This window comes from Flavobacterium gillisiae (assembly GCF_900107635.1).
Classification (GTDB): domain Bacteria; phylum Bacteroidota; class Bacteroidia; order Flavobacteriales; family Flavobacteriaceae; genus Flavobacterium; species Flavobacterium gillisiae.
Genome location: NZ_FNRD01000001.1, coordinates 545,867 through 561,045, shown reverse-complemented (window position 1 = coordinate 561,045; position 15,179 = coordinate 545,867). Strand labels below are relative to the sequence as shown.

Sequence of the window (15,179 nt, the reverse complement as noted above, 5' to 3'; positions counted from 1 at the left end):
GCAATTAAAAATTGATTATAGTACGCAGCGTACTGCGTTTCTACCTGGATTACTTCTCTAAACTTTAAACTTTTATTAAAGCGCTAATTATACAAAACTCATTTTATATAAAAAATCGGAACGGTTTACGAGGCTAAATCCTAAAAACTCTTATAAATGAGTAAACAGTTTTCAGGTATTACTACCTAAAAACTGCATTACTACAAACTTTTATTTATTCTTCTAATCTAATATCAAGTCCAAGACCTTTCAATTCATGCATCAATACATTGAATGATTCAGGTAATCCTGGTTCTGGCATAGACTCTCCTTTTACGATTGCTTCGTAAGTTTTAGCTCTACCAATTACATCATCAGACTTCACAGTCAAGATTTCTCTTAGCGTACTTGATGCTCCATAAGCCTCAAGTGCCCAAACTTCCATCTCTCCAAAACGTTGTCCACCAAATTGTGCTTTACCACCAAGAGGTTGTTGCGTAATTAACGAGTATGGTCCGATTGAACGTGCGTGCATCTTATCATCAACCATATGTCCTAATTTCAACATATAGATTACTCCAACAGTCGCTGCTTGATGAAAACGTTCTCCAGTACCACCATCATAAAGATAAGTATGTCCAAAACGTGGTATTCCAGCTTCGTCAGTCAATTCATTAATTTGGTCTAGAGAAGCACCATCAAAAATTGGAGTGGCATATTTTCTACCCAAATTCTGTCCAGCCCAACCTAAAACAGTTTCATAAATTTGACCAATGTTCATACGTGAAGGTACACCTAATGGGTTCAACACAATATCAACTGGCGTTCCGTCTTCAAGGAAAGGCATGTCTTCATGACGAACGATACGAGCAACGATACCTTTGTTACCGTGACGTCCAGCCATTTTATCCCCAACTTTCAACTTACGTTTTTTGGCAATATATACTTTAGCTAATTTCAAAATTCCAGCTGGTAATTCATCACCAACAGAAATTGTAAACTTCTCTCTTCTTAATGCGCCTTGTAAATCATTCAACTTAATTTTATAGTTATGAATTAATTCATTCACCATTTTATTAGTTGAGTCATCCGCAACCCATTGACCTTTGCTTAAGTGAGCAAAATCTTCAACAGCATAAAGCATTTTTTGAGTGTATTTTTTACCTTTTGGTAAAACTTCTTCACCCAAATCATTCATCACACCTTGAGATGTTTTCCCATTAACGATCAAGAAAAGTTTTTCTACTAACTTATCTTTTAATTCAACAAACTTCACTTCATATTCCATTTCAAGTGCTCCTAAAGCATCCTTGTCTTGTGTACGTTTGCGTTTGTCTTTTACTGCTCTTGCAAACAATTTTTTGTCAAGAACTACACCATGTAAAGATGGAGATGCTTTTAATGAAGCATCTTTTACATCACCTGCTTTATCCCCGAAGATTGCACGAAGCAATTTCTCTTCTGGAGTAGGATCTGATTCCCCTTTTGGAGTAATTTTTCCGATAAGAATGTCTCCAGGTTTAACCTCGGCTCCAATTCTAATCATACCATTTTCATCTAAGTCTTTAGTAGCCTCTTCAGAAACGTTTGGTATATCATTTGTCAATTCTTCGTTACCTAATTTAGTATCTCTAACTTCTAATGAATAATCATCAACGTGAATAGAGGTAAAAATATCGTCACGAACAACTTTTTCAGAAATAACAATCGCATCCTCGAAGTTATACCCTTTCCATGGCATAAACGCTACTTTTAGGTTACGACCTAAAGCTAATTCACCATTTTGAGTTGCATATCCTTCTGACAATACTTGACCAAGAACAACTCTATCCCCTTTTCTTACGATAGGCTTAAGGTTGATACTTGTTCCTTGATTGGTTTTTCTAAATTTAATTAGATTGTATGTTTTCTCATCAGAATCAAAACTAACCATTCTTTCTTCTTCAGAACGATCGTATTTAATAGTAATGATATTTGCATCTACATATTCTATAACTCCATCACCTTCCGCGTTAATTAAAACTCTAGAATCTGAAGCTACTTGACGCTCTAAACCAGTTCCGACGATTGGTGCTTCAGGACGTATTAATGGTACGGCTTGACGCATCATGTTAGATCCCATCAACGCTCTATTCGCATCATCATGTTCCAAGAAAGGAATTAAAGATGCAGAAATTGAAGCAATTTGATTTGGAGCTACATCCGCATAATCAACCTTTGTAGGGTCAATTACAGGGAAATCACCTTCCTGACGTGCAATTACGTTTTCAGCAAGAATTTTTCCAGAATCATCCATCTCAATATTTGCTTGAGAGATTAACATTCCTTCTTCTTCTTCAGCGCTTAAGTAAATTGGTGTTGAAACTAAATCAACAACTCCATTAGTTACTTTACGGTAAGGTGTTTCAATGAAACCCATTCCATTCACTTTAGCATAAACTCCAAGAGATGAAATCAAACCAATGTTTGGTCCCTCTGGTGTCTCAATAGGACATAAACGTCCGTAGTGTGTATAGTGCACATCACGTACCTCAAATCCAGCTCTTTCTCTTGAAAGTCCACCTGGTCCTAGCGCAGATAATCTTCTTTTGTGCGTTATCTCGGCAAGTGGATTCGTTTGATCCATAAACTGAGACAATTGGTTAGTTCCAAAGAAAGAGTTGATAACAGACGATAATGTTTTAGCATTAATCAAATCTATTGGTGTAAACACCTCGTTATCTCTAACGTTCATACGCTCTCTAATGGTTCTAGCCATACGTGCTAAACCAACACCGAATTGTTGAGACAATTGTTCTCCAACTGTTCTTACACGACGGTTTGATAAGTGATCAATATCATCAATATCTGCTTTCGCATTTATTAATTCGATCAAATATTTTACAATGGTAATAATATCTTCTTTGGTAAGCACTTGCTTTTCCATTGGGATATCAAGACCAAGTTTTTTATTCATTCTGTAACGACCTACTTCACCTAAGTTGTAACGTTGATCAGAGAAGAATAATTTATCAATAATACCACGAGCAGTTTCTTCATCAGGCGGTTCTGCATTACGCAATTGTCTGTAAATATGCTCAACAGCTTCTTTTTCAGAGTTTGTTGGATCTTTTTGTAACGTGTTATGGATGATAGCATAATCAGCTTGATTAGCATCTTCCTTGTGTAACAAAATAGATTTAACGTTAGAATCAATGATTTCTTCAACATTATCTTTATCGATAATTGTATCTCTATCAAGAATTATTTCGTTACGTTCGATAGAAACTACTTCACCAGTATCTTCATCTACGAAATCTTCATGCCATGTATTTAATACACGAGCAGCTAATTTTCTACCGATATATTTTTTAAGTCCTGTTTTAGAAACTTTAATTTCCTCAGCAAGGTCGAAAATTTCAAGGATATCCTTATCTCTTTCGAAACCAATTGCACGGAATAAAGTTGTAACAGGTAACTTTTTCTTTCTATCAATATAAGCGTACATTACGCTATTAATATCTGTAGAAAATTCTATCCAAGAACCTTTAAAAGGAATTACTCTGGCAGAATATAATTTTGTTCCATTAGCATGAAAAGACTGTCCAAAGAAAACCCCTGGAGATCTATGTAACTGAGAAACAACAACACGTTCCGCTCCGTTGATTACAAAGGTACCGCTTGGTGTCATGTAAGGAATTGTACCAAGATAAACATCTTGAACAATAGTTTCAAAATCTTCGTGCTCTGGATCTGTACAATACAATTTCAATCTTGCTTTTAAAGGCACACTATGTGTTAAACCTCTTTCAATACATTCTTGAATTGTATAACGTGGTGGATCCACGAAGTAGTCAAGGAACTCCAATACAAAATTATTTCTTGTATCTGTAATTGGAAAATTTTCCATGAAGGTATTATAAAGTCCTTCATTGCCTCTTTCATCAGATTTAGTTTCTAATTGAAAAAAATCTTGAAAAGATTTAACCTGAACATCAAGAAAATCTGGATATGCAGGAATATTTTTTGTAGAGGCAAAATTCAATCTTTCGGTCTGATTTGTTATCATCAATGGACAAAATTTTGATTATAAAAGTAATTTTTATTGGTATAAATATTTCTAATTATACTTTAATTTTAAAACCACTACATCTTTAAAAATCAATTTAAGATAACTACTTTCTTATTATCTGTCAATTTTTTTTCCTCGTAATGGGATAAAATGGGTTTGCTATCACAACTTATTATTCAATAAATAAGACAGACTTTTGTTATACGAAAAATGGTTTAGGTCTTTGGATGTATACCCAAGACCTAAACCTAATTCCTAAACTGTGTTTAACTATTTAAGCTCAACAACAGCTCCAGCTTCTTCTAAAGATTTTTTCAAAGCTTCTGCTTCGTCTTTAGTTACACCTTCTTTAACGTTACTTGGAGCGCTATCAACTACATCTTTAGCTTCTTTCAAACCTAAACCTGTAAGTTCTTTTACCATTTTCACAACTGCTAATTTAGAAGCACCAGCTTCTTTCAATACAACTGTAAATTCTGTTTGTACTTCTTCAGCAGCACCTTCGCCACCACCTGAAACTACTACAGCTGCAGCAGCTGGTTCGATTCCGTACTCATCTTTCAATATTGTTGCTAATTCGTTAACTTCTTTTACAGTTAAATTAACTAATTGTTCTGCGAATTGTTTCAAATCTGCCATTTTTTCTATCGTTTTAAAATGATTTGTAAAATTATATTTTGTTTATTGTGCGCATTGTAAATAATAAAAACCGAGTTTTACTCTTTTTTTATTATGCTTCTGTTTCAGCAACCTCTTCTTTAGCGAATTGGTTTTGAAGTGCAGAAATAACTTTTTGTGCTGGTGATTGAAGTAATCCAATAAGTTCACCAATAAGTTCTTCTTTAGATTTAATAGTCGCTAACGCTTCTAATTGATCATCTCCAATATAAACCTCAGCATTAATATAAGCTCCTTTCAAAACTGGCTTAGCCGATTTTTTACGGAAATCTTTTATTATCTTACCAGGCCCATTTGCTACCTCTGAAATGAATATAGCACTATTACCAGTCAATACTGACGGCAACTCACCATAATCATTAGCTGAAGCCTCCATTGCTTTTGCAAGCAACGTGTTTTTTATAACCTCTAATTTAATACCTGCTTTATAACAAGCTCTTCTCAACTTTGAAGTTGCATCTGCATTTAATCCAGAAATATCTGCTACGTAAACAATATTTGTACCAGCTAACTGTGCAGTTAAATCTTCAATCGCGATTGATTTTTCTTCTCTAGTCATACTAAAAATTATTAACTACCAATTATACTGCTTTTGGGTCTAATGCAATAGCAGGACTCATAGTGCTTGTAAGGTAGATACTTTTGATATACACACCTTTAGCAGCAGTTGGTTTAAGTTTGATTAATGTTTGAATAATTTCGTGTGCATTGTCAACAATTTGCTCAGCTCCAAAAGAAACTTTACCAATTCCTGCATGTACAATACCAGTTTTATCAACTTTGAAATCGATTTTACCAGCTTTAACCTCTGCAACAGCTTTTGCAACATCCATAGTTACAGTACCTGTCTTAGGGTTTGGCATTAAACCTCTAGGTCCTAAAATACGACCTAATGGACCTAATTTACCCATAACGCTTGGCATAGTGATGATTACATCAACATCCGTCCAACCGTCTTTAATTTTTTGTAAATACTCGTCAAGACCTACATAGTCTGCTCCAGCTTCTTTAGCTTCCGCTTCTTTGTCTGGAGTAACCAATGCTAATACTTTAACATCTTTACCAGTTCCATGAGGTAATGTTACCACACCTCTAACCATTTGATTCGCTTTTCTTGGATCTACACCCAAACGTACTGCGATATCAACAGACTCATCAAATTTTGCAGATGAAACTACTTTAATTAATGCCGCAGCATCTTTTAAAGAGTACATTCTGTTTTTGTCAATTTTTGAAGCAGCCTCTTTTTGCTTTTTTGTCAATTTTGCCATGTCTTTCTTTTAATTAAAAAGGAGCGTCTCCTGATACAGTTATACCCATAGATCTAGCTGTTCCAGCAACCATACTCATTGCAGACTCCATAGTGAATGCATTTAAGTCTGGCATTTTGTCTTCAGCAATAGCTCTAATTTGTTCCCAAGTAACACTAGCTACTTTTTTACGATTAGGCTCACCAGAACCAGATTTTAGCTTCGCAGCTTCCAATAATTGAACAGCTGCAGGCGGAGTTTTAACAACAAATTCGAATGATTTGTCTTTATACACAGTAATTTGTACTGGGCATATTTTGCCGGCTTTATCCTGAGTTCTAGCATTGAATTGCTTACAGAACTCCATGATGTTTACACCAGCAGCTCCTAAAGCAGGTCCAACCGGTGGCGATGGATTCGCAGCACCTCCCTTAACTTGTAGTTTAACTACTTTACTAATTTCTTTAGCCATTTTTTAAAAAATTTAACACTACAATCATTAGGAAGCGATTGTAATGGATATTATATGTAACAAAATATTATACTTTTTCAACTTGCATAAACCCTAATTCTAATGGAGTTTTTCTTCCGAAAATTTTCACCATTACTTCAAGTTTACGCTTCTCTTCATTAATTTTTTCAACCGTACCGTTAAAACCGTTGAAAGGTCCATCAATAACCTTAATAGTCTCACCTAAATTGAACGGTATAGAACGAGTATCTGCATTTACTGCTAACTCATCTACTTTACCTAGCATTCTATTTACTTCTGAAAGTCTTAACGGAACTGGCTCGCCACCTTTAGTTTCACCTAAAAAACCAATAACACTAGTAATACCTTTTATAATATGAGGTATTTCACCAATCAGATTTGCTTCTATCATGACATAACCAGGAAAATAAACTTTATCCTTGATTAATTTCTTTCCATCTTTTACAGTTACTACTTTTTCCGTCGGAACTAAAACTTGAGAAACATAGTCACCCATCTCTAACCTAGAGATCTCGTTTTCTATGTAAGCTTTCACTTTATTCTCTTGCCCACTTACCGCACGAACAACATACCACTTTTTTAGATTATTATCTGTCATCACAAAAATTAGGCTTTTATCCAATTAAAAAATCCAGCTAATGCTTTCGCAAAAAACTCATCTACTCCCCATGTTGCCAAAGCGAATAATACTGAGAAAATAGCAACAACAATCGTTAAACGTTGCACTTCAGGCCACTCTGGCCAAGTCATATTTGACTTTAATTCCTCAAATGATTCTGATATGTAATTAATTATTTTTGCCATTATGATATATTTTTTTGCACGGGCGGAGGGATTCGAACCCCCATCAACGGTTTTGGAGACCGCTATTCTACCCTTGAACTACGCCCGTTTGTGAAAAACCAGTAACAGCACAAAGCGTTACTGGTTTTGTAATTATTTATAGAATTATGCTACAATCTCAGTTACCTGACCTGCACCTACAGTTCTACCACCTTCACGGATAGCAAAACGTAATCCAACATTCATAGCGATTGGGCTTAACAAAGCAACATTGATTGTTAAGTTATCTCCTGGCATAACCATCTCTACACCTTCTGGTAAAGTAATAACACCTGTTACATCAGTTGTACGTACGTAGAACTGTGGACGGTAGTTATTATGGAATGGTGTATGACGACCACCTTCTTCTTTTTTCAAGATATAAACCTCAGCTTTAAAAGTAGCGTGTGGCTTAACTGATCCTGGCTTAATGATAACCATTCCTCTTTTGATAGATTCTTTATCAACACCACGCAACAATAAACCTACGTTATCTCCAGCTTCACCTCTATCAAGGATTTTACGGAACATCTCAACTCCTGTAATAGTAGAAGTCAATTTTTCAGCTCCCATACCAATGATTTCAACAGCATCTCCTGTATTAGCAATACCTGTTTCGATACGACCTGTAGCAACAGTTCCACGACCAGTAATTGTAAATACATCCTCAACTGGCATCAAGAAAGGTTTTTCAGTATCACGAATTGGCTCTTCAATCCAAGCATCAACCGCAGCCATCAATTCGATGATTTTTGGTACCCATGCTGGATCGTTATTCAATCCTCCTAAAGCAGAACCTTGAACAACTGGACAATTATCTCCGTCATATTCATAGAAAGACAATAAGTCTCTAATTTCCATTTCAACAAGTTCTAACAATTCCTCATCATCAACCATATCCACTTTATTCATGAATACAACCATTCTAGGAATACCAACTTGACGTCCTAAAAGGATATGCTCACGTGTTTGTGGCATTGGCCCATCAGTTGCAGCTACAACAAGAATAGCACCATCCATTTGAGCAGCACCAGTAACCATGTTCTTTACGTAATCCGCGTGACCTGGACAGTCAACGTGAGCGTAATGACGATTAGCAGTTTCATACTCAACGTGTGATGTATTAATTGTAATACCTCTTTCTTTTTCTTCTGGAGCATTATCAATTTGATCAAATGATTTTGCTTGACAGTAACCTGCATCAGATAACACTTTAGTTATCGCTGCAGTTAATGTAGTTTTTCCGTGATCCACGTGCCCAATTGTACCAATGTTTAAGTGGGGCTTGTTACGGTTAAAGGTTTCTTTTGCCATTTTACTTAATTTTTAATCTATTTATATATTTAATTTCAATCTCTTACTTACTTGAGCCAATGTCGGGAATTGAACCCGAGACCTCTTCCTTACCAAGGAAGCACTCTACCCCTGAGCTACACCGGCAGAGTTTTTTTTCCTTTTAGATTCAAAAATCTAAAATTGTGGGGAGAGCAGGATTCGAACCTGCGAAGTTTACACAGCAGATTTACAGTCTGCCCTCGTTGGCCGCTTGAGTATCTCCCCTCTTTTTTTATTTCATTTCAACTTATCAAAACCTCAGTTTTATTTTGAGCCGGCGGAGGGACTCGAACCCACGACCTGCTGATTACAAATCAGCTGCTCTAGCCAACTGAGCTACGCTGGCAAATTCAATAAAAAAGTCCGCTATTTCTAACGGACTGCAAATGTATAGATTTTATCTCTCAATCAAAACATTTTTTCAAAAAAATTTTCGATTAAATATATGTTCTTATTTTTTCTTTCCTTTTTACTAGCAATCTCTCCAAAGATTCAGCCGATAACTCAATAGCTTCCTCAAACGTCTTGCATTGTTTTTTTACCATAAAATCATCACCAGGGACATTCATCTTCACCTCAGCAACCTTATTTTCCTTATCACTTGTCTTTTCAACTTTTAAATAGACATCTGCAGAAACGACCTTATCGTAGTATTTCTCCAACTTATCCATTCTCTCTTGAACATAACCTACTAATTTTCCGTCAACAGCAAAGTTAACTGCGTGAACATTTACCTTCATAATCAATTTTTTTAATGGTTAAACACTTTTTGAATCGTTACTTATTCCTCGGATGCGCCTCTTCATACACTTTCTTAAGCTCTGACAAGCTACTATGTGTATAAACCTGTGTCGAAGCTAAACTGGAATGTCCTAACAATTCTTTCACTGAATTTAAATCGGCTCCGTTATTTAATAAATGAGTCGCAAATGTATGTCGTAAAATATGCGGACTTTTTTTTACTTTTTCGGAGACAGGACTAAAGTAAGAATTTATTAACCGATACACAAAGGAATCATTTAATTTTAACCCTTTTTTTGCAATAAAAAGACAATCAAAATCCTTAATGCTTTCTATATGAGACCTCTCGTCAAGATACAAAGAAAACTGCTCTGATATAATAGGTAAAATAGGCAGAATCCTTTCCTTATTTCTCTTACCAAGAACCTTTATTGTACTGTTAGCAAAACTAATATCACTAATTTTCAAATGAATCAGTTCTGTTCGCCTAATTCCGGTCGTATAAAACAAGTCTATTATTAATTTATTTCTAACTTCTTCAAAACCCACAGGACTTCCCATACTACCTAACACCTCCGACACTTCCTTCTCAGAAAATGGAATCTGGAGTACCTTAGCTGTTTTTAGCGCCTTATGCTTTAGCAGCGGACTAATCTCTATTTGCTTTATCTTTAATAGAAACCTATAGAAAGCCTTCAAGGAAGCCATCTTTCTATTAACGGAAACATTCGACATCCCCGCATCCACAAGCGATACGATCCAGTTCCTAATTTGGCCGTAGTTTACCTGATCTATATTCTCTTGATCAAAATGAATGGTATTGAATGTCTGAAAAGTGGTTATATCTTTCAAATAAGCGCTTACGGTATGTGGAGAATACTTTTTCTCCTTTTGTAGATAATCCCGAAACGCATCTATAGTGGTCACCATATAAAATAAAAAAACCGTTAGCATCAAAGTTATAAAACTTTAATGACTAACGGCATTTATTGCAAAAAAGAAATTACTTAGTTTTCTAAGTTGTCTTTCATGTTTTGAATATAAGCTGCTTTCTGAACTTTAATTCTATTTTTTACAGAAGGCTTAATAAAAGCAGTACGTGCTCTTAACTGACGAACAGTTCCTGTTTTATCAAATTTTCTTTTATAGCGCTTTAATGCTCTATCTATATTTTCTCCGTCTTTAATTGGTATAATTAACATAATTTTGACACCCCCTTTCGTTAAGTGTGCAAAAGTAGTTATTATTTTGACTTATCAGCCATCAATTGCTAATTTATTTTTGGTGTGCCGGCAAAACACAATTTATTTCCAAAATAAATCCTCGTTTGCCGTCAGGCTATCCGCTGCAATCTTTTACTCCGCAAGGCTTCATAAAAGGATTTCCACTGCTATCCTTCACACATAAAAAAAGAGCCAATAACTAAATTGACTCTTCATATTATTTTGAAAGCTCTTTTACTCCACCGCTGGCTTATAATTTTTATTATCAATTATCATTTTTGACAATATCTCCTTAAGAATTTCCGAAGTTCCGCCTCCTATTGGCCCCAAACGACTGTCTCTTAATAAACGTGCTAAAGGATACTCTTCCATATAACCGTAACCTCCCAGCATTTGCAAACAACTATAAATTGTTTCGTCAGCCACTTTTGTAGATTTCAATTTAGCCATAGTCGCCTCTTTCACTACATATTCTCCTTTATCTAATCGCGCTACAGCAGCATAATTAAACACTTTACAATGCTCAACATCTGTCGCATGTTCTACTATTGTATGTCTCAATGCCTGGAACTTATCTATTGTTCTTCCAAAAGCCTCTCTTTGCGACATGTACCCTATAGTATATTCAATTGCATACTCAGCTCTTGCATGAGCATTTATAGCCATAATCAAACGTTCTAAAGCAAAATGCTGCATAATGTAAGGAAAACCTTTACCTTCTTCTCCCATTAAATTCTCTAAAGGGATTTCTACGTTATCAAATGCAATTTCCCCCGTATCTGAAGCCCTCCAACCTAGTTTGTCAAGTTTAACAGCAGAAACTCCTTTCAAGTTACTATCCATCAAAAACATACTTATTCCTTTATTTCCAAGCTCAGGACTTGTTTTTGCCGCAACTACATAATAATCTCCATAAACACCGTTTGTAATGAATGTTTTAGAACCATTAATAATGTATTTATCTCCTTTTTTTACAGCAGTAGTACGCATACCTGCAACATCACTACCTCCAAAAGGTTCTGTAATACACAAAGCACCTATTTTGTCACCAGAAATACTTGGAACTAAATAATCTTGCTTGATTCTTTCATCTCCTTCTGCGTTCAAATGCGTCATGGCTAAATAAGAATGTGCCCACATCGCCGCTGCAAAACCAGCTGACTTAATTTTTTGAAGTTCTTCTAAAAAAATAACGGTATAAAACAAATCTAAATTTAATCCTCCATAAGCCTCTGGATACCTTATTCCGAAAAAGCCCATTTCCCCGAACTTTTTCCATATGAAACGTTCAATTTTACCCGTTTTCTCCCATTTTTCAATATGAGGCACCACTTCTTTTTGTAAAAAATCTTTTAAACTCTCTCTAAATGATTGATGTTCTTCTGTGAAATAACTTGAATTCATATAACTAATATTATTTTTAACAAATTGATGTGATTGAAATAAAAAGCAGCCGCTCTATATTTCAGTTTTAATTTTCTTCTAGAGTTATACAATAACACACACGGTTTAAAGAAAAACACTTACAACAAAACCATGATACGGCAGTGATTTTCAAAAAATTTAAACTAGCTAATTGCAAACTTCTAATTAAAGTCCAAATATAAGGCAATTATATTTGCTTTTTCAACAGGAAACCCCTTAATTTTTATTAAATCCTCAACATTCTTAATATCCCCGTTCATACTCCTATAGGTCACAATTTCTTTTGCCAGTGCATATCTAAAATAGGAAAATTGCGAAATCTCCTTTAAAGACGCGTTATTTATATCTATTTTATGCAACAAAGGTAAAGCGTACACTTTGAAATGCGAATTAAGACTCTCCACTACTTCAGGAGATAAACCCCAAACATCATTCATTTGCTCCATAGAAACAAATCCTCCAAGACTTTCTTTTAATTTTAAAATCCGTAGCGAAATTACTTCTCCTATTCCATATATTTTAATAAGATCTTCTTGTGTTGCTAAATTAATATCTATTAAAGCTACTTTTTCTTTTTTGGCGAAAGCCTTATTTTCATATTTAACATACCCCTTATTGTTCATCTTGTTTTTAACCCAATCCGGAAATTTAAAATAAGGCGCTATAGCATTTAACAACGAATCTGAAATTTGAGTGACGGATTGAAACTCTTTTGCAGAGTTTACATATTTATTTTCTTTTCTATAATCCAATAGCCGATCAATTTCAAGAACAGACATGCCGAGTTTGTATCCTTTATAATCGGTTATAAAATTAGGGTTAAACGGATATATTTTTACAATATACTTTGGATTTAATTCTTTTAATGAATCAATCTTAGATTGCATCGCAAGCCATTTTTTTTTATTAGGAGAAACTGATTGCGTTGTATTGAAATCCACAAAAAAGTAGACTGACTGCAAAATGATTATTATTGTAAATAATATCACAATACCAGTACGCTGTTCTGCGGAAAACGCAAAATAGCTCTTAATACCTCTTAAGTACATCTTGCCCGAAATAAATGTAAAGGAATTTTGATCATTTTCATTATTTAAAAATTAACTACTCGCTGTTTTTAACAGTATAAATTTAGAAAATAATTTTTGAAATATCCTTCCCGAAAAAAAATAATAATCTAAATATCAGCGCTTAATTACTGCACAAATAATCAAATTAAAATTTCACAAATCCATAAGACCGAAAAACCAAAGTAAACGAAACCTTTGTTACAAATTTATTTCGCTATTAATTTATACAATAACTTTTATTTTTTATAAAATAAATAATACATTTGAGCGCTATTAATACTAAAACTAATAAATATATGTCAATTTGGAAAACAAAACCACTTTCGGTTTTATTAAATGAAGCGTCAGAAGATGAGAAAGGATTAAAAAGAACTTTATCTTCAAGATCCCTAGTTGCTCTAGGAGTTGGTGCGATTATCGGAGCGGGCTTATTTTCCTTAACTGGAATTGCTGCTGCTGAACATGCTGGACCGGCAGTTACACTTTCATTTGTTTTAGCAGCCATAGGATGTGCCTTTGCGGGACTTTGCTATGCTGAATTTGCTTCAATGATACCTGTTGCAGGTAGTGCGTATACGTATTCTTATGCAACTATGGGAGAATTCATGGCTTGGATTATTGGTTGGGATTTAGTTCTTGAATATGCTTTGGGAGCCGCAACCGTTGGGGTCAGCTGGTCTCGATACTTACTCGAATTATTAAATAAATATGGCGTACATCTAAACCCAAAATTTATCTGCTCCCCCTGGGAAACATTAACATTGGGTGATGGAACTATTATAGACGGTGGTTACATCAACCTACCTGCTATCTTAATTGTATCTGCACTATCCTTATTATTAATAAGAGGAACTCAAGAATCTGCTTCTATAAATAATATATTAGTGGTGCTAAAAGTTATTGTTGTAATTATGTTTATTGTTTTAGGTTGGGACTATATAGACCCTGCAAATTACTCTCCATACATTCCTGAAAACACCGGTATTAAAGGTCAATTTGGTTGGTCTGGAATTGCTGCCGGAGCCGGAACCGTCTTCTTTGCCTTCATTGGTTTTGATGCAGTTTCAACTGCTGCTCAAGAAGCAAAAAATCCTCAAAAAGGGATGCCTATTGGTATTTTAGGTTCATTAGTTATCTGTACAATACTATATGTGTTGTTTGCTCACGTTATGACTGGTCTAGTACCTTATTACAAATTTGTTGGTGATGCAAAACCTGCTGCTACAGCATTTGCGGTAACTGGGTATTCTTTCCTTCAAACAGGATTAATTGTCGCTATTTTAGCGGGATATACTTCTGTAATGCTTGTGATGTTAATGGGACAAAGTCGTGTTTTCTATACTATGAGTAAAGATGGACTTTTACCTCCTTTATTTGGACAAATTCACTCAAAATTCCGTACTCCATACAAAACAAACCTTTTCTTCATGGTATTCGTTAGTTTATTTGCTGGTTTCGTACCGGTAAGTGACCTAGGACACATGGTAAGTATTGGAACTTTACTTGCATTCGTGTTAGTATGTATTGGTGTGTTAGTAATGCGTAAAAAGATGCCAGATGCTCCTAGGTCTTTCAAGACTCCATTCGTTCCTTATGTTCCTATTGCAGGAGTATTAGTTTGTACTTATTTAATGTACTCTCTACCTTACGAAAGTTGGATTCGACTAGTTCTTTGGATGGCTATTGGTGTTGCTCTGTATTTTGTTTACGGTAAAAAACACAGTAAATTAAATAATCCTGATAAATAGATTTATTCTAATATAAAAAAGGGATGACAAAGTATTTAAACACTTTATCATCCCTTTTTCTTTATAACTATTTCAAGTTTTGTTACAAGTCAAATACAGACGTTCTCTTAGCACGAATCAAATCCTTTAGCCTAATCCAAAAGGCTAGCGTTAAATAAACCCCAAACCACAGCCCTACAGTTACAAACGAAATGTAAATAAAGAACAGCCTTACGCTCGTTACCCTCATTCCTAAACTATCTGCAAGCCGCGATGAAACATGGAAGCCATACTTTTCAAAAAAATATTTAAGCTTTATTATTCTAGGTACACTTTGTCCCATTGCATTATTTTTATATTCTACTTTACAAAAGTACGAATTTAT

The 15,179-nt window shown here is 34.9% G+C and carries 15 protein-coding genes and 4 tRNA genes; 1 reads left to right on the top strand and 18 read right to left on the bottom strand.

What is annotated here, in order from left to right; translation table 11 throughout:
- Positions 1 to 214: 214 nt before the first annotated feature.
- The 17 genes from rpoB to BLV35_RS02510 form a co-directional block, all read right to left on the bottom strand.
- Positions 215 to 4,027, bottom strand: a complete 3,813-nt coding sequence (gene rpoB / locus BLV35_RS02590; protein WP_091084270.1) for a DNA-directed RNA polymerase subunit beta — start codon at positions 4,025 to 4,027, stop codon at positions 215 to 217.
- 273 nt (positions 4,028 to 4,300) lie between these two features.
- Positions 4,301 to 4,669: a 50S ribosomal protein L7/L12 gene (gene rplL, locus BLV35_RS02585; protein ID WP_091084267.1), complete on the bottom strand. Its 369-nt coding sequence runs from the start codon at positions 4,667 to 4,669 to the stop codon at positions 4,301 to 4,303.
- Positions 4,670 to 4,760: 91 nt separating this feature from the next.
- Positions 4,761 to 5,267 (bottom strand): 50S ribosomal protein L10, encoded by a 507-nt coding sequence (rplJ, locus tag BLV35_RS02580; protein WP_091084265.1) that lies wholly within the window; start codon positions 5,265 to 5,267, stop codon positions 4,761 to 4,763.
- A gap of 22 nt (positions 5,268 to 5,289) precedes the next feature.
- A complete protein-coding gene (rplA, locus tag BLV35_RS02575) occupies positions 5,290 to 5,979 on the bottom strand; it encodes a 50S ribosomal protein L1 (RefSeq protein ID WP_091084262.1) in 690 nt (229 codons plus the stop codon).
- 13 nt (positions 5,980 to 5,992) lie between these two features.
- Entirely contained in the window at positions 5,993 to 6,430 is a 438-nt protein-coding gene (rplK, locus tag BLV35_RS02570) for a 50S ribosomal protein L11 (RefSeq protein ID WP_091084259.1), read from the bottom strand.
- A gap of 67 nt (positions 6,431 to 6,497) precedes the next feature.
- On the bottom strand, positions 6,498 to 7,049 hold the full coding sequence (gene nusG / locus BLV35_RS02565) for a transcription termination/antitermination protein NusG (protein ID WP_074722024.1): 552 nt from the start codon (positions 7,047 to 7,049) through the stop codon (positions 6,498 to 6,500).
- An 8-nt stretch (positions 7,050 to 7,057) separates the two neighbouring features.
- Complete coding sequence (secE, locus tag BLV35_RS02560; RefSeq protein WP_074722026.1) at positions 7,058 to 7,255, bottom strand: preprotein translocase subunit SecE; 198 nt, start codon at positions 7,253 to 7,255, stop codon at positions 7,058 to 7,060.
- A 17-nt stretch (positions 7,256 to 7,272) separates the two neighbouring features.
- A tRNA-Trp gene (locus BLV35_RS02555) sits at positions 7,273 to 7,343 on the bottom strand.
- A gap of 56 nt (positions 7,344 to 7,399) precedes the next feature.
- Positions 7,400 to 8,587 (bottom strand): elongation factor Tu, encoded by a 1,188-nt coding sequence (tuf, locus tag BLV35_RS02550; protein ID WP_091084256.1) that lies wholly within the window; start codon positions 8,585 to 8,587, stop codon positions 7,400 to 7,402.
- A gap of 54 nt (positions 8,588 to 8,641) precedes the next feature.
- Positions 8,642 to 8,713, bottom strand: a tRNA-Thr gene (locus tag BLV35_RS02545).
- 39 nt (positions 8,714 to 8,752) lie between these two features.
- A tRNA-Tyr gene (locus BLV35_RS02540) sits at positions 8,753 to 8,833 on the bottom strand.
- A 47-nt stretch (positions 8,834 to 8,880) separates the two neighbouring features.
- Positions 8,881 to 8,954, bottom strand: a tRNA-Thr gene (locus BLV35_RS02535).
- A 91-nt stretch (positions 8,955 to 9,045) separates the two neighbouring features.
- A complete protein-coding gene (hpf, locus tag BLV35_RS02530) occupies positions 9,046 to 9,348 on the bottom strand; it encodes a ribosome hibernation-promoting factor, HPF/YfiA family (RefSeq protein ID WP_091084255.1) in 303 nt (100 codons plus the stop codon).
- A 37-nt stretch (positions 9,349 to 9,385) separates the two neighbouring features.
- Positions 9,386 to 10,279 carry a tyrosine-type recombinase/integrase gene (locus BLV35_RS02525; protein ID WP_091084254.1) on the bottom strand — a complete coding sequence of 298 codons (894 nt, stop codon included), beginning with the start codon at positions 10,277 to 10,279 and terminating at the stop codon, positions 9,386 to 9,388.
- A gap of 77 nt (positions 10,280 to 10,356) precedes the next feature.
- Positions 10,357 to 10,551: a 30S ribosomal protein S21 gene (gene rpsU / locus BLV35_RS02520; protein ID WP_007137807.1), complete on the bottom strand. Its 195-nt coding sequence runs from the start codon at positions 10,549 to 10,551 to the stop codon at positions 10,357 to 10,359.
- Between the two features lie 255 nt (positions 10,552 to 10,806).
- On the bottom strand, positions 10,807 to 11,976 hold the full coding sequence (locus BLV35_RS02515) for an acyl-CoA dehydrogenase family protein (RefSeq protein ID WP_091084253.1): 1,170 nt from the start codon (positions 11,974 to 11,976) through the stop codon (positions 10,807 to 10,809).
- Positions 11,977 to 12,158: 182 nt separating this feature from the next.
- Complete coding sequence (locus tag BLV35_RS02510) at positions 12,159 to 13,046, bottom strand: ComEA family DNA-binding protein (protein WP_091084252.1); 888 nt, start codon at positions 13,044 to 13,046, stop codon at positions 12,159 to 12,161.
- Positions 13,047 to 13,363: 317 nt separating this feature from the next.
- On the opposite strand from BLV35_RS02510, the gene BLV35_RS02505 reads away from it, so the two are divergent.
- Positions 13,364 to 14,815 carry an amino acid permease gene (locus tag BLV35_RS02505; RefSeq protein WP_091084251.1) on the top strand — a complete coding sequence of 484 codons (1,452 nt, stop codon included), beginning with the start codon at positions 13,364 to 13,366 and terminating at the stop codon, positions 14,813 to 14,815.
- 82 nt (positions 14,816 to 14,897) lie between these two features.
- Here BLV35_RS02505 and BLV35_RS19435 read toward each other — a convergent pair whose 3' ends face one another.
- The gene (locus BLV35_RS19435; RefSeq protein ID WP_074721373.1) at positions 14,898 to 15,137 is read right to left on the bottom strand and encodes a PspC family transcriptional regulator; all 240 of its coding nucleotides are present in this window, start codon (positions 15,135 to 15,137) and stop codon (positions 14,898 to 14,900) included.
- Between the last annotated feature and the right edge of the window lie 42 nt (positions 15,138 to 15,179).

Coding starts and splice junctions, on each gene's coding strand:
- rpoB (WP_091084270.1), bottom strand. CDS start 4,027: ATGATAACAAATCAGACCGAAAGATTGAATTTTGCCTCTACAAAAAAT.
- rplL (WP_091084267.1), bottom strand. CDS start 4,669: ATGGCAGATTTGAAACAATTCGCAGAACAATTAGTTAATTTAACTGTA.
- rplJ (WP_091084265.1), bottom strand. CDS start 5,267: ATGACTAGAGAAGAAAAATCAATCGCGATTGAAGATTTAACTGCACAG.
- rplA (WP_091084262.1), bottom strand. CDS start 5,979: ATGGCAAAATTGACAAAAAAGCAAAAAGAGGCTGCTTCAAAAATTGAC.
- rplK (WP_091084259.1), bottom strand. CDS start 6,430: ATGGCTAAAGAAATTAGTAAAGTAGTTAAACTACAAGTTAAGGGAGGT.
- nusG (WP_074722024.1), bottom strand. CDS start 7,049: ATGACAGATAATAATCTAAAAAAGTGGTATGTTGTTCGTGCGGTAAGT.
- secE (WP_074722026.1), bottom strand. CDS start 7,255: ATGGCAAAAATAATTAATTACATATCAGAATCATTTGAGGAATTAAAG.
- tuf (WP_091084256.1), bottom strand. CDS start 8,587: ATGGCAAAAGAAACCTTTAACCGTAACAAGCCCCACTTAAACATTGGT.
- hpf (WP_091084255.1), bottom strand. CDS start 9,348: ATGAAGGTAAATGTTCACGCAGTTAACTTTGCTGTTGACGGAAAATTA.
- BLV35_RS02525 (WP_091084254.1), bottom strand. CDS start 10,279: ATGGTGACCACTATAGATGCGTTTCGGGATTATCTACAAAAGGAGAAA.
- rpsU (WP_007137807.1), bottom strand. CDS start 10,551: ATGTTAATTATACCAATTAAAGACGGAGAAAATATAGATAGAGCATTA.
- BLV35_RS02515 (WP_091084253.1), bottom strand. CDS start 11,976: ATGAATTCAAGTTATTTCACAGAAGAACATCAATCATTTAGAGAGAGT.
- BLV35_RS02510 (WP_091084252.1), bottom strand. CDS start 13,046: ATGTACTTAAGAGGTATTAAGAGCTATTTTGCGTTTTCCGCAGAACAG.
- BLV35_RS02505 (WP_091084251.1), top strand. CDS start 13,364: ATGTCAATTTGGAAAACAAAACCACTTTCGGTTTTATTAAATGAAGCG.
- BLV35_RS19435 (WP_074721373.1), bottom strand. CDS start 15,137: ATGGGACAAAGTGTACCTAGAATAATAAAGCTTAAATATTTTTTTGAA.